This is a genomic window from Paenibacillus sp. FSL E2-0190, from assembly GCF_037992965.1.
Lineage (GTDB): Bacteria > Bacillota > Bacilli > Paenibacillales > Paenibacillaceae > Paenibacillus_AQ > Paenibacillus_AQ odorifer.
Map to the genome: position 1 here is coordinate 2,051,873 of NZ_CP150306.1, position 14,816 is coordinate 2,066,688.

General features: G+C 45.5%; 10 protein-coding genes. 5 read left to right on the plus strand and 5 right to left on the minus strand.

Annotated features, from left to right (window positions below; all coding sequences use genetic code 11):
• Nucleotides 1–76 precede the first annotated feature (76 nt).
• The 3 genes from NST25_RS08680 to NST25_RS08690 form a co-directional block, all read right to left on the minus strand.
• On the minus strand, nt 77–1,762 hold the full coding sequence (locus NST25_RS08680; protein WP_340393798.1) for a hypothetical protein: 1,686 nt from the start codon (nt 1,760–1,762) through the stop codon (nt 77–79).
• On the minus strand, nt 1,759–8,496 hold the full coding sequence (locus NST25_RS08685; protein WP_340393800.1) for a hypothetical protein: 6,738 nt from the start codon (nt 8,494–8,496) through the stop codon (nt 1,759–1,761). Before NST25_RS08685 ends, NST25_RS08680 begins: the two co-directional genes overlap by 4 nt.
• A gap of 118 nt (nt 8,497–8,614) precedes the next feature.
• A complete protein-coding gene (locus tag NST25_RS08690; protein WP_076126477.1) occupies nt 8,615–9,259 on the minus strand; it encodes a methyltransferase domain-containing protein in 645 nt (214 codons plus the stop codon).
• 200 nt (nt 9,260–9,459) lie between these two features.
• On the opposite strand from NST25_RS08690, the gene NST25_RS08695 reads away from it, so the two are divergent.
• On the plus strand, nt 9,460–9,948 hold the full coding sequence (locus NST25_RS08695; protein ID WP_036684361.1) for a hypothetical protein: 489 nt from the start codon (nt 9,460–9,462) through the stop codon (nt 9,946–9,948).
• Nucleotides 9,949–10,911: 963 nt separating this feature from the next.
• On the opposite strand, the gene NST25_RS08700 is transcribed toward NST25_RS08695, so the two are convergent.
• Nucleotides 10,912–11,373, minus strand: a complete 462-nt coding sequence (locus NST25_RS08700) for a hypothetical protein (protein WP_076124771.1) — start codon at nt 11,371–11,373, stop codon at nt 10,912–10,914.
• A gap of 170 nt (nt 11,374–11,543) precedes the next feature.
• Here NST25_RS08700 and NST25_RS08705 point away from each other — a divergent pair, with 170 nt between their 5' ends.
• The gene (locus NST25_RS08705; RefSeq protein ID WP_076305977.1) at nt 11,544–11,927 is read left to right on the plus strand and encodes a DUF423 domain-containing protein; all 384 of its coding nucleotides are present in this window, start codon (nt 11,544–11,546) and stop codon (nt 11,925–11,927) included.
• A 78-nt stretch (nt 11,928–12,005) separates the two neighbouring features.
• Here the strand turns inward: NST25_RS08705 and NST25_RS08710 are convergent, their stop codons facing one another.
• On the minus strand, nt 12,006–12,533 hold the full coding sequence (locus NST25_RS08710) for a hypothetical protein (protein WP_036684355.1): 528 nt from the start codon (nt 12,531–12,533) through the stop codon (nt 12,006–12,008).
• A gap of 214 nt (nt 12,534–12,747) precedes the next feature.
• On the opposite strand from NST25_RS08710, the gene NST25_RS08715 reads away from it, so the two are divergent.
• The 3 genes from NST25_RS08715 (at nt 12,748) to sufC (ending at nt 14,813) form a co-directional block, all read left to right on the plus strand.
• On the plus strand, nt 12,748–13,050 hold the full coding sequence (locus NST25_RS08715; protein WP_036684352.1) for a DUF1805 domain-containing protein: 303 nt from the start codon (nt 12,748–12,750) through the stop codon (nt 13,048–13,050).
• Between the two features lie 239 nt (nt 13,051–13,289).
• The gene (locus NST25_RS08720; protein ID WP_036684350.1) at nt 13,290–13,751 is read left to right on the plus strand and encodes a Dps family protein; all 462 of its coding nucleotides are present in this window, start codon (nt 13,290–13,292) and stop codon (nt 13,749–13,751) included.
• A 279-nt stretch (nt 13,752–14,030) separates the two neighbouring features.
• A complete protein-coding gene (gene sufC / locus NST25_RS08725; protein ID WP_036684347.1) occupies nt 14,031–14,813 on the plus strand; it encodes a Fe-S cluster assembly ATPase SufC in 783 nt (260 codons plus the stop codon).
• Nucleotides 14,814–14,816 lie beyond the last annotated feature (3 nt).

Here is a 14,816-nt window from a genome sequence, read left to right on the forward strand (position 1 = left end):
GCAAAGCTTCACTTTGTGGGGATGTTTTGGGGTTGTAACTAAAGTATATTCATGGGGATGAGGGATATGTGATTTCTTATTCACTGATCTCATCTACGGTTAGCACATAGCTGTTAGATTGGCTTTCGCCAGAGTAGTTACGTCCATCCATATTGAAAGAGTATTGAGCATTTACGGAGCCCTTAAGGAAACGACCCATTACCTGTTCACTCACCTGGACAAAATAATGAATGTTAACCATAGATGCAGCATTAACTACCCCCAGCGGCAAGGTGCCGGCAAATGAAGATTGTGGATTCGGAACTCCATCAATCACAATGCTGTTGGGATCAAGAAAACATTTTTCCGGGGTTAGCCGATTCAGAGATATTTCCGCAGGCCAATTTCCGCTATTGGTTAGTGAGATCCAGCATTGGACTCGCTCTCCTGCTTCTACGATAGTTGGTTTTGCATGGACTACGAGTGAAATGACAGGTGTGACTACTAAGGTGGTAACGGTATTGGAACGAGAGGTTTGTCGTACGGTCCGTCCGTCTGGAAGCACAAAGGTATACTGAACACTACCATGGTTTTGTACGGCTGCGATTTCATGAATGTTAATGGCTGCAGGTATACTCACTTGAAAAACTACAACTGCTGTAGTTCCGCCTCTTAAAGTACCTAACTGGATGCCTTCCGCTGGTCGTGCACTTTTTTGCAACACTCCATTTAAGAGAACACTATCCCATACGAAAAGAGTACCTGAAGGTATAGCATCTGTTAGGACTGCATTTACAGCCAGATTCCCGTTGTTCGTTACCGTAAGCTCATATCTCAAATTATCGCCCGGAGCTGCTGTAACATGATCCACTTTTTTACTAATGTTGACCCCCGCTTGGACAAGTGAGACAACCGCAGTGTTACTTTCGGTCGTAATTGTATGCTCATCGACTGAATAGGTGACAACCGCGCTGTTGGTTAAGGCCAACGAGGGAGAAAACTCTGTTACTCGGACACGAAAAGTAATATCAACGCTTAGGTCTGTGTCCAGCGAACCGAGTAATATCCCCTGTGCCGGGTCTGATTCTGGGTAATAAATCCCACCTGCAATGACACTCCCCGGTATAAACACCGCCCCGTCCGGAATAGAAATTATTGCGTTGATTTGAGTTAAAAGGCTGTTGCCTTCATTTGTAAGCCGCAAGGTGTAAGTGACTACATCCCCTATAAAAGAAGTCGGAGTACTTGCAGACAAGGAGGTCGAGAGCTGGTAGGAGCGTAAAGAAACCTGTACGGAATTTGAAAATAGATCACCTTTAACGATTCTTCCCTCCGGTGTGGAAAAAGAAAAACGGCCTAGCGCTTTATTTTGCAGCACTAGGGAAGACGGCAGGGAAATGATGACGACTTGAAAGGCGATGCTCACTTGATTCTGCGGTGCAATAGAACCAAGGGGGATGCCTGAAGACGGTGTAGCCCCCGGAAGAGGCACACCGTCTCTGAGCACACTGTTGGAAATAAAGGATACACCTTCTGGAAGAATGTCAAACACCGTCAAAAAAGCATCTGTATTTCCATTATTACTGGCTGTAATGGTATACACCAAAGTGTCGCCTAAAGAGGCGTGGAGTTTATCTGTACTCTTCAGCAATGAAAGCACGGGGCCCACGACCGGGGTGTTAACGGTATTGGAATAGACAATTCCGTCAACACCCGCTGCCGAGTTGAAGAGTACCATGGACTGATTGGTTACGACAGGTTGGGTACGTGAGCCGGGAATCATAACGCTACTACCTGAACCTGGAAGGTAATGGTTGAAGAGGCACCAGCAGCAATTGTACCAATTGCGATTCCCGAAGCTGGACTGCCACTAGGACGTGGGGCTCCATCTACGGTAATGCTTCCCGTTACGAACTGGCTGCCAGCTGGAATAGGGTCAACCATGATGACATTATTAACTGGTGCAATCCCTAAATTGGTGACAACAATCGTATAGGTGATGATATCGCCAACAACCGCATCAATAGAAGTAGTGCTCTTAACCACACTTACGTCAGGTGAAGATACAGGGATAATTAGGACATTTGAGACAGAGGATCCCGTGAGTGAACGTCCATCTGGTGGTGTGAATGTGAAATTTGCTGTAGCTTGATTGACCAATTGCTGCGGTGAAGGCAGGGACGCAATAGTAACCTGTAAGGTAATCGTTACTGTTACTGTACTTCCCGGAGCTACCGACCCAATACTTAAGCCAGTAGCCGGATCTGATCCTGGTTGTGGTACCCCATTCACGAGCACGCTGTTTGGAACAAAGACAGCTCCGTTCGGAATGGTATCGGTAATAACTACATTTGCTATGAGGTTACCAGTATTCGTCACATTTAAGGAGTAAGTAATCGTATCTCCGACAGTTGCGGCGGTTCTGTCCGCCCCTTTGACAACTACAATGATAGGTTGATATACCGGAATAACAAGTGTATTTGAGAATGAAGATCCTGAGAATGCGCCGGAGGTGAAACTGACGGAAGCTTGATTACTAAGCGTTGCAGGATTAGGCAGCACATTGACAATCGTGTTGAACGAGACTTGGAAAGATGCTCCCGGTGCAAGTGTACCGAGCGAGATCCCGTTCGCTGGGTTGGCGCTAGGGCGTGGAGTGCCATCTACGGTCACACTGCCAGCGACAAAGCTAGAGCCTGCAGGTATTGGATCACTGAGGTTAACGTTACTGATATTTGCTATTCCACTATTGGTAACAGTGAGGTTATAAGTGATGGTATCGCCAACAACGGCATCGGTAGCTGTCGAAGATTTAGTGACGATAACGTTCGGTGAGGATACTGAGATTGTTGTTGTATTGGAATTGATCGAATTGTTAAATGTCCGTCCATCTGGAAGTGTGTATGCAAACGCGACGGAAGCTTGATTGAGCAGCTGTTGGCTTGCCGGCAATGTTGTGATAAGCACTGAGAACATTACAGACAGGCTTCCATTCGCGGAGATTACCCCCAGTGGGATCCCGGCAGCTGGGTCTGCTCCTGGAGCAGGAGCGCCTTGAATGAGTACACTATTTGGAATAAACGTTGTACCCGCTGGAATGGTGTCACTCAGGGTTGCTAAAGCTCCGTAGTTACCTGTGTTGGTCACATTTATAGTATAAGTAATCGTATCCCCAACGGTAGCATTGACTGAATTGGAGCTTTTTGCTGCTGCAAGGATAGGCAGATAGACAGGCGTCGTGACGATATTTGAGAAGGCTACATTTGAGACAACACCTGAGGTGAAGCTGACTGTTGACTGATTATTTAACAATCCAGTAGGCGGCAGTGAAACTACATTTACGGTAAAAGCAACAGTTACGGTTACACCGGGTGCTATGCTGCCTAGGGTCACTCCAGTAGCTGGGCTAACTCCTGTGCGAGGCACACCGTCCACAAGCACGCTGCCTGTCACAAAGGTGGTGCCGGCAGGAAGGGCGTCTGTGAAGACCACATTATTTACAGTGGCAATCCCGTTATTAGTTAAAGCTATGGAATAAGTAATAGTGTCACCGACTGTAGTTGATGTTGTGGTTGTAGTTTTAACTACAGCAATATTAGGTGAGGAGACCGGAATAGTGACGGTGTTAGAGAGTGCAGACCCATTAAGTGTACGTCCGTCGGGTAAGGTGAAGCTGTATGCTGCGGTTCCTTGATTGACCAGTTGCTGAGGACTAGGCAATGAAGTGATGTCAACCGTGAAAATGACTACGGTCGTTCCTCCAGGCTGTATTATTCCAGCTGCAATTCCGGTGGAAGGATCCGCTTGCGCTAAAGGGAGTCCATTGATGAGCACACTATTCGGAACAAAAGCCGTACCTGCGGGAATATTATCCGTCAATGTTAAATTAGCAGCATAGTTTCCTGTGTTACTCACTGTCAGTGTGTAGCTAACGGCATCGCCAACCGTGGCATTGGCTGTACTAGCACTCTTGACTACGGCAATGTTCGGCTGGAACACAGGGACAGTAACGGTATTAGAAAAAGTGGAGCTTGAAATAACACCTGAAGTGAAGGTAACAGATGCCTGATTGATGAGTGAAGCTGTAGGAGGGACGGAGGTAACAGTAACACTGTAAGTAACCAGCGCTGATGCACCGGCTGCTAGAGTGCCGATAGATATCCCCGAAGCAGGATTCAAGTTCGGGAATGGAACTCCGTTGACAGACACGCTGCCTGTTACAAAAGTACTCCCTACCGGTGTAGGATCATTGAGTAAGACGCTAGTAACAGATTCTATACCATTATTAGTTATATTGACGTTGTAAGTGACCGTTTCACCAACAGCAACTGATGTTGAAGTAGTGCTCTTGGTAACGACAATGTTAGGAGCAGAGACTTGTAAAGTTACAGTGTTAGACACAGCAGTCCCAGATAACGGTCTACCGTCAGGCGGAGTAAAGGTAAAGCTTGCAGAAGCCTGATTACTAATCTGCTGAGGTGTTGGCAGGGAGATGATATCAACGGTGAAGCTGACTGCAATACTGGCACCAGGAGCGACATTTCCTACAGCTATCCCTGTATCAGGGGCTGATCCGGGTTGAGGCATACCACCTACAATGACACTATTAGGAACAAAAACTGTACCTGCTGGAATGTTATCAGTTAGCGTAAGATTTGCAGCCAGATTACCTGTGTTGCTAACAATCACTGTGTAGATGACAGAATCACCGACAACTAAAGCATCGAAATCGCCGTCTCCATCAGCGGCACTTTTTACTAAGGAGATTTGGGGCTGAATAACTGGTGTAGTTGTGATATTAGATGAAGAAGAACCGGAGAATACACCGGATGTAAAACTGACAGACGACTGATTGTTAATCTGTGATGGTATCGGCATCGTTATCCTCACCTCGAATGTTACGGTAGCTGTGGCGCCAGGGCTCAAACTACCGATTGGAATGCCGGCGGACGGAACTGCTAGCGGCAGGGTAGTGCCACTTACAATTACGGTTCCGGGAATAAAAGCGACATTCTCAGGCAGAGGATCGCTGAGAATGATATTGCTTACTGTTGCAATACTGTTGTTGGTCAATACAGAGGTAAAGGTAAGGATATCACCAGTAACAGCAGTAGCAGCGTTTACGCTTTTTACAACACTGACGTTAGGGGCGGACACTGGGACAGAGAGCGTATTGGACACTACATTTCCACCGAGCTGACGCCCGTCTGGAAGGGTGAAATTATATGTCGCTGAAGCAGAGTTCAGCAATACTTGTGATGGAGGCAGGGCTGTGATTGTGACCAGAAAACTTACGGTGACACTATCACCAGGAGCGAGCGGTCCAACTGGAATGCCAGTTGCCGGATTATATCCGGGCAAAGGTGTTCCTCCAATAATGACACTATTCGTGTCAAACACGGCTTGGGGTGGCAGGATATCAGTTACTAATAGAGTAGCTGCAATATTCCCGGTGTTGCTGATCAGGATGGAGTATGAGAGAGATCCCCCTACAGATGCCTGTGCTGCATTGGCGCTTTTGACCATACTAAGGATGGGCTGAAATACAGGTGTTACTATCGTGTTTGAGAGCGAAGAACCGGTGAACGCCCCAGAGGTGAAGGAGGCGCTGGCTCTGTTTGTAAACTGTGCTGGACTTGGCAAGGAAGCAACATTCACTCTAAAAGACACCGTGACAGAGCTGCCCGCGGCGATACTTCCGATTGCTATACCTGTACTTGGGTTAGCCGCTGCAACCGTCGAACCGTTGACAGTCACACTGCCTGCTACAAAAGCTCCCCCCGTAGGAATAGGGTCAGAGACAACAACGTTAGTAACAGTGACGTTGCTTGGGTTGGACACTATGACTGAATAAGTAAGATTTTCTCCAACCGCTACATTAGTTAGATTTGCAGTTTTGGTTAGTGTAATGTTTGGAGCGGAGACCGGAATGGTTAGGGTATTGGATAGACTGGTCCCGGAGAATGATCTTCCACTTGGCAGTTGGTAGGTGTAATTGCTACTGCCTTGATTATTCAGAACAGGTGGAGCAGGCAGAGATTGTACAGAGACAAGAAAGGTCACAGGAACAGCTGCCCCAGAAGCTAAAGTGCCTAAGTTAATTCCTGTAAGTGGAGAGTCGGCAGGTCTAGCAACACCGTTAACAGTTACACTTCCCGAGACAAAGGCGCTTCCTGAAGGAATATTGTCGCTCAGGGTTACAGCCGCCCCGATATTCCCTGAATTCTGAACATTTAACGTATAAAGAATATTGCCACCTACAGTTGCACTGGAAACGTTCGAGCTTTTTGCAATTTGGATTACAGGCTGATACACGGGAGTTGTAGTCGTGTTTGAGACTGAAATGCCAGTAAAAGCACCCGAGCTAAAAGAGGCACTAGATTTATTCAATAGCTGAGCGGGACTTGGTAATGAGATAACGTTGACTTGAAAAGTGACGGCAACGGAGCTTCCGGGAGCGATGGTACCGACAGCAATCCCTGTTCCAGGATTAGCTGAGGGTTGTGATACACCGGCGACGGTGACACTTCCGGGAACCAGCGATGTACCCGCAGGTATGGTATCTGAGAGTGAAACGTTGGTAACTGCTGCAATTCCGTTGTTACTGATTACTGAGGTGTAGAGCAGTATATCTCCGACAGTTACGTCGGTGAATCCAGCGCTTTTGACTACGGTAACATTGGGTGTTGTAACGGGAATAGACAAAGTGTTGGACGAGGCAGAACCAGCTACCGTTCGCCCATCTGGAACTTGAAACGTATAAGCGGCGCTTGCTTGGTCAACCAACTGCGGCGGTGAGGGAAGACTATTCACGATGACCCGAAATTGAACAGTAGAACTGCCACCGGCGGCAACCGTACCGATAGCAATCCCCGTGGCAGGGTTACCAGCGATAGGATTTCCATTGACGGTGAAGCTGCCTGCGACGTAAGAGCTGCCTGAAGGAATGTTATCCGTAAGTGTTGTTACCGCGCCGATATTTCCTGTGTTCGTGATTTGAAGGGTATAGGTGATCTGATCTCCAACCGTAGCATTGGTGGTATTGGCTGATTTCACAATGTTAAGGACGGGTGAATATACAGGTAAGGTTACTGTATTAGATGGAATGACCCCCGTCATGATAGGGCCTCCGGCTACACTTTGAAACGTAAAGGCAGCGTTGGCAGTATTTGCGATATTTTGTGGACTTGGCGGCAATGAAGTGACTTTGGCTTGATATGTAACCGTTATTGAACTGCTTAAAGCTAATGAGCCTAATGGGATTCCTGCTGTAATATCAAAAGTAGGCCTTACGACGCCAGCAACGACTACGCTTCCAGTTACAAAAGTGGATCCTGCCGGCAGCGCATCTGATAAAACGACACTTGCTGCTCCCGCTGTTCCTGTATTACTGACAGTCACCGTATAAGTTACCGTATCACCGACTATGGGGCCGGCTACATTAGCGCTTTTAGTGAGGTTTATTTTAGGAGCATTGATATCAACCTGTATGGCATTACCGTTGAGTACATAAGCATCGCCTGAGGTGGTTAATTGTAATACGGCTGAAGATTGATTGTTTATCAGCCGTGCGGAGACGTCAACATTGGTAATATCCCAGCCTTGACGGCCGCCGATAATGTTGGTCCCTGGGTTTCCGTTTATTTGATTGCGGTTTCCAAAGGTACCTGTTGTGTTTAGATTACCTGCATCATTGTTAATCTGTGACGCAAAAAAGTTGTTGGCAAAGTTGTTTGGTCCCGATAAAGCAACAAGTGTAGCCGAGGTTGGACCAAATAACGCTTGATCCCCCGAACGGTTGGCATCCCCCTCCTGTGCGCTGAATAACGCTCTGCCGCCAAGCGCACCTGTAATTGGTGTTGCGAAGCCTGTGATCGTAGTTGAAACTGGGGCTGAGGTTGCCTGTACAAGTATTGCACCTGCCCGTAGGGACATATTGCGAAAAGGTAAGGCTGTATTTTGGTAGATTACGCCTAATGTCCAGCCAGCATGGTTGGCCGTGGAATCACTAGGGATAACAATCGTACCCACTACACCGCCAGTGGTGTAGGTGCCGGCGCCGCCTTGTTGGATAATGCTGGTCACGTTGGCGGAACGAACATATGCTGATGCACCACCTCCCAAATCGACTACGTTGCTCGTTGCTGAATCGGGAGTAACGCTGAATGTAGTGCCAGCAGGAGTTATTAGGGAGACAGGATTGTTAATGGCCGAACTGAGGTTAACGGTTCCGTTAATATAGGTACCGCCCCATATCAGTTCTGCATACAGCACTGTGCTGCCAGATGGTAGGACCAGTATGGCTGCTGAACTGTTGCTTGTATAAAGACTAGTAGTTCCGCTAGGATAGGAACCAAATGTCGATGAAGTATTAACAGTAGTAAAGCCACCGATGCTGTCTAGTGTCCCTGGCACTCCGATCGTATCGGAGCGGCTAAGTCCAAGCGTGTTGCCGGTAAATGTGATAGCACCGGTCGCATTGATCGTTGCCCGTACGACTAGTGGAATGATTCTCACCTCCTTCGAGGTTGATTTTGGCCAAAAGTGAACCGTCCTATAGTTAGGACGGCACAGTTAATACCTGTATGTTAGCCTATGATACAAAATGGGTATTAGTGTATGTCCCATCTTAAAATTATAGAAAAAAATGTCTGTTTTGTGATTTAAGTCTTCGTTCGACAAGAACATGAGGTTCAGGATAATGACTTCTGCTCATCAGCTCCAGCTCCTGATCAGTGATATTGTGCTTGACTACGACAAAATGGTACATGATTTCATGCACTACATTTGCTTGAAGGGTCTTTAGTATTTCTAGTTCTTCAGTTTCGTAAAGCGGATCTTCATAAGGGTGTTGATAGAATAACTCCATCCGCAGCAACCGATAATCGAAGGGTGGTGCGGGTACAGGGTAGTCTGGAATAGCTGGGCATACTGGACCGGATGGGGGTTGGAAGAAGGATCCTGTAAAATGCCGGGGGGTATATTCGTCAAACTTCTGCTTAAAGGAAGGATTGGACATATGGGCAAAGCTGTGGGCATAGGGTGCTAGAATGCAAACAACTGCTTTATGGATGCTAATTCTGTGAATTTCCGCCATGGCTGCGAATAAATTGTCCACATAAGGCAGTACACGGCTAGCCATAACAAACTCAGCGCTATTGTCAGGGAGAGGAATCTCTTGGCAAATATCACAGACAATATCTACAACAGGACCCGCGATCCGATCGATCCCGAGATAACCTGCTTCCTTATTAGATCCACAGCCGATATCGATTTTCAAGGGGCTCACTCCTTTGGGATAAATCAGGCTCACACTATTGTATTAATACCGCTGTAGCCTGCATCCGACGGATGCCTAATAGAGGCTGGAAGTTATCTAAAATTACTTCATATGAAACTTTCATAGAGTGGTTAACGTTATAAGAGTATACTTATGAAGATGACTTTGAAAATAATCGCCACATAGAGGAGGCACTCAACATGAAAAAACAACGTTCATTACCCGCCATAGCAGCGATTGCTGCCTTAACATTTGCCTTAACCGCTTGCGGTGGGAATAATTCGGCACAGACTTCAGGAGAACCGACTGCAACACCTTCTCCAACTCCAACCGAGAGCGCAAGCACAGCTGAGCCTACAGAAGCTCCAAGCACTCCCGTTCCTACTGAGAACCCAAGTACAGCCACACCAACCGAAAATCCGAGCACAGCTAAACCTAGTTCTACTCCAAAAGCTGAAGGAAAAACAATAAAAATGACGGCCGTTTATATCGGACAAATAGATAGTCATTCCGTTGAGATTGCGACAAAAGAAGGTCCAACCGCTTTTGAGATTTCAGCTGGAATGGAGAGTATACTTGATACTTTGAATTCAGATGATTCCGTAGTTATTGAATACGTGGAAAAAGCAGTGGAGGGCGATCCGTCCGTCAAGCAACGTGTGCTGACAAAGCTGGCTCTAGCAAAATAATTGAATGTATTGATTTGCAAGTAGAGGGTGTCTTAGCAATCATATAGTGGTTGCTGGGACACCCTCGTATTTTTTAAGCATAGTTCTTGCTCAAACACTAGACTTTGTTTGATCGATCACAGTCCGCATACCTAGCACCATTATGGATTAGGAGCCACACTATTGGAACTAGCAGCACCACTAACGGAACTAGTAGCACCTATATTGGACTCAGCAGCCCTTAAACGCAGCTTTTCCCTACATTTAATTCGCTATCGGACCCCATAGCAGTTATTTCTATGAAAATCGCTCAATATGATCCTTTTTTAATGCAATAGCGTCACTGGGGTCCGAAACTGTGCTCCAAAGGCGAAAAAAACGTAAATAACGTCATCTGAGTCCGTGAGCCGCGGATGACGGGGAAAACTCAGCATTATCGGACCCAGCAGCCCTTAAACGCAGCTTTTCTCCACATTTGATTCGCTATCGGACCCCATCGCAGCTATTGCCATGAAAACCGCTTAATATGGTCCTTTTTCCATGCAATAGCGACACTGGGGTCCGAAACTATGCTCCAAAGGCGAAAAAAACGTAAATAACGTCTCCTGAGTCCGCAAGCCGCGGATGAGGGATAGGATCCAGATTATCGGAATTAGCATCATCGGAATCAGCATTATCGGACCTAGCAGCCCTTAAACGCAGCTTTTCCCCACATTTGATTCGCTATCGGACCCCATCGCAGCTATTGCCATAAAAACCGCCCAATAGGATCCTTTTTCCATGCAATAGCGTCACTGGGGTCCGAAACTGTGCTCCAAAGGCGAAAAAAACGTAAATAACGTCATCTGAGTCCGTGAGCCGCGGATGAAGATGAGGACTCCCCAATGCAGATTTTAGATTCATACATAAATAAAGGTATCCTCACAACCCGCTCAAAGTTGTTGGGATACCCTTTTTAATGAAGTTAGCATGTTTAAAAGAAGCTTAAAGCGTTCCAGCATTGACTAGGAAGGTTGTAATAAGCAGCATAAAGAGTAAGATAATAACACCATTGACTATCGTGCCAATAATGCCAAACACCTTGCGACGTTTCCGAATGGAAAGCCCAATGATGCCGATGACTACACCGATTACATTAAGAGCAGCCAGAATAATAACCGTTAATCCTAGAAGCATTATGAATTGCGAGGACTGGCTTAATAGTTCGGAATTCTCATTAACCAATGAAGAAGACTTCATTATAATAGAGATAAAGATGGCTGCATAGCCGATGATCGACACGAGACAGATAATGAACGAAGCAATACCAGGTCCAGAATGTTGAAGATCATGTTCTACTTTTTGATGCGTAGATGATAAATCAGCGCTTGGGTAATCCGGATGAGGGTTGGGATTTCCCACCTCTGCCGCAGGTACGTCTGATTTTGACAGAGAATTTAAGTCCATGGTTTGCACTCCTTGAGAGATTAGAATGAAAATGTTGTTAATATCCACTTTTTCATATTGATGCTAAAAAAGCAACCCCTGAATGAGGCAAAATAAAAAATGACTGCTGGAAATAGGAACTGGCATTACGTTATGATAGAATGAGTCTAAAATTAAGGGGGTGTAATCATTTGCAACGGAAATTTATGGCCTGGGGGGCTGTGCTAGCAATGCTGGCAGTAGGAATTGGTGCTTTCGGTGCCCATCTACTAAAACCAGTGATCAGTGAAGACTATATGAAGGTATATGAGACTGGTGTGCAGTATCACTTGGTACATGCGCTGGGGGTAATTCTCATCGCACTGGCTGTGGGCCAATGGGGCGAAAGTGCCCGATTGCGTTGGGCGGGCCGATTGTTAATTGCAGGTACCATTTTGTTCTCTGGCAGTTTGTATGTTCTGAGTATCTCCGGAATTAAGGTGCTAGGAGCGATTACACCTATCGGTGGGGTATGCTTTATAATTGGCTGGTTATGCCTTGCGATAGAGGGATTTTCACGTAAAAAGTCGTCTTAGTTGTTAAAAAAAAAGAAAGACCAATAAGCACCTGTTCCCCAAAGAGGGAGGGTGCTTATTGGCTTGTAACGCATGCGCTTACAGAAACTCGTCGATTTCATTTAGATTAAAGCTGTACACCTGCTTCTCATCCACATGGTAGACACTTATAGAGTTGGCTGCTTCATCAAAGTTTAAAATACGACAGGGCATGGACACTTGTTTCCCGTACCGGTTCGCTCGTAAACGTACCAATTGATTATTCTGAATATACTGACGAATCTTCCCGTATGCATCAGCTGGCGTCTCAATGGCCGTTTGCTGTGCAGGCGTTTCTGCCTGTTTTTTTATCGGTGTATCCAGCTGCTTCTTCGTAGATTTTGGAGGCAGCTTTAATGAAATGGGAGGAGCAGAGTTTTGATTCAAAGCTAGTTTAGCGGAGCGTAGCAAGCTGTCAATGGTTCTCCCTAATTCAAGACCGGAGTTAATGTTGAAATCTGTGATATGGTCATTATTGTTCAACATTTCGAGCAGAAATTGCAGTGCAAGCGGGTTGGTACGGGCATTAATCAGGATGTCGACGTTAAATAAATAATTGCCGTCTGTGCGTTGTAGTTTCTCGTCCATAAATCCCCCAGCTTTTCGTTTAGAACATCTCTGAATGGTTACAGGAATGTAATTAACTATAACATTAAACATGCAATATTCATATACCCAGGACTACTGGAATAGGGACTATTATACTGCATTTTATACTAGGCATAGGACTACCGTCAGCACACCCACAGGAAAATTAGCATACATATACAACGTGGATAGTGAAAAAAAGGAGGTGCTGCTATTGGTTACTATGGAGCCTATTACAGTAGGTGAACATACGCTGATCGGGGTAGAGGTTAAGCTTCCCAAAACTACACTGCTCTCCATCAGCACGAACCGAGGTTATATTATGTGCGGTGCACTGGATGTCGGTCTCCTCAATGAAACACTTAGTGATCGGCATATCATCGCAGCTCGTGCGGTGGGTGTACGGACGCTTGCCCAGCTTTTAGCTGCCCCGTTGGAGTCTGTAACGATAGAAGCAGAGAGTCTTGGCATCGTACCAGGTATGACGGGTGCGGAAGCGTTACTTCTTATGGTCTGACCGGAAAATTCAACAATTCCAAACAAACGGGGCTTAGGCCCTTTTTGTTTGTGTGCAAGTATTCACATTTAAGCATAATCGGGTGTGTCTTTGCTCATGCTAGTACAAATAAAGGTGTTATGGAAGGCTTCTCCTTGTTTCGTATTACAGGTAAAAGGGTAAATTAAGAATAGACAAGTTACTACCGGACGAAGGAAATAGTAACCGGTAAATATAATGGATAAGGTAGGGATCATCTCATGGCTAAAGCATCGAATAAAGTAAATACAACTTCACTGGAACAGATCATGAATCGTCAGGTTGCTAACTTAAATGTCCTGTACGTAAAAATTCATAACTTTCATTGGTATGTCAAAGGAGAACAGTTTTTCTCCCTTCATGTGAAATTTGAGGAATTATATAATGAAGTAACCCTTCACATGGATGAAGTAGCAGAACGCTTGCTAACCATCAAAGGCAGTCCGGCAGCAACATTGAAAGAATATTTGGAATTAGCTACAATTCAAGAAGCTACAGGTAAGGAAGATACACGGGGAATGGTTCAGTCTCTGATTGAAGACTTCGCCACCATCTCTGAAGAGCTGACAGAAGGCATCGAGCTTGCCGAAGAAACCAAGGATCAGCCAACCTCAGATATGTTCATTAAAATCCGTAGTGATCTGGAGAAACACCAATGGATGCTACGTTCGTTTCTTAGCTAATCATTAAGCAGTTTGAATAAGGCTTCCTGCGGGAAGTCTTATTTTTGCGTAGTCTTATGTTTAATGAAAATCTTCTCTGAGTCACAAGTGATTAGCTAAAGAGAAATTTGTAAAAAAACAAGGTTTGATATAAAATTAGTGAGAATCATTGATAATCATTGTGATTCAATTTATAATAATTATAATGTGATAGAAAATCTAATTGTGCTGGGAATCAGGATTATCCTGTTTCAATACAACTTTTGATTTCGCAAATCGATCAATGGAGGGAATAATATTATGGCAGCAGAATTTGTCATTGAGGGTCTTAAAGCGACGATTGAGGGGAAAGAAATTTTGAAGGGGATTAACCTTCAAATGAAAGGTGGCGAAATTCACGCCATCATGGGACCAAACGGTACAGGTAAAAGTACTTTGGCTTCGGCGCTAATGGGTCATCCTAAATACGAAGTAACTGATGGAACTGCAACTCTTGATGGTGAAGATCTTCTGGAGATGGCTGTTGATGAACGCGCACGTGCAGGTCTTTTCCTTGCAATGCAATATCCAAGCGAAATCTCTGGAGTAACTAACTCCGACTTCTTGCGTTCTGCCATTAATTCCCGTCGTGAAGAGGGAAGCGAAATCTCGTTGATTCGTTTTATTCGCCAAATGGAAGCAAAGATGAAAGAACTAGATATGAACCCTGAGTTTTTACACCGTTACTTGAACGAAGGCTTCTCCGGTGGTGAGAAGAAACGTAATGAAATTCTACAAATGATGATGCTGGATCCAAAAATCGTGATCTTGGACGAAATTGACTCCGGTCTTGATATTGATGCTTTGAAAATTGTAGCTGAAGGCGTAAACTCCATGCGGAGCGAAGAACGCGGCTTCTTAGTTATTACCCACTATCAACGTCTTTTGAACTACATCAAACCTGATTATGTTCACGTTATGATGCAAGGTAGAATCGTGAAATCCGGTGGTCCAGAGCTTGCACAGCGTCTGGAAGCAGAGGGTTATGAATGGATTAAAGAAGAACTCGGAATTGAAGATGAAACTGTAGGGCAAGAAGCGTAAGAA

Coding starts and splice junctions, on each gene's coding strand:
- NST25_RS08680 (WP_340393798.1), bottom strand. CDS start 1,762: ATGATTCCCGGCTCACGTACCCAACCTGTCGTAACCAATCAGTCCATG.
- NST25_RS08695 (WP_036684361.1), top strand. CDS start 9,460: ATGAAAAAACAACGTTCATTACCCGCCATAGCAGCGATTGCTGCCTTA.
- NST25_RS08700 (WP_076124771.1), bottom strand. CDS start 11,373: ATGGACTTAAATTCTCTGTCAAAATCAGACGTACCTGCGGCAGAGGTG.
- NST25_RS08710 (WP_036684355.1), bottom strand. CDS start 12,533: ATGGACGAGAAACTACAACGCACAGACGGCAATTATTTATTTAACGTC.
- NST25_RS08720 (WP_036684350.1), top strand. CDS start 13,290: ATGGCTAAAGCATCGAATAAAGTAAATACAACTTCACTGGAACAGATC.
- sufC (WP_036684347.1), top strand. CDS start 14,031: ATGGCAGCAGAATTTGTCATTGAGGGTCTTAAAGCGACGATTGAGGGG.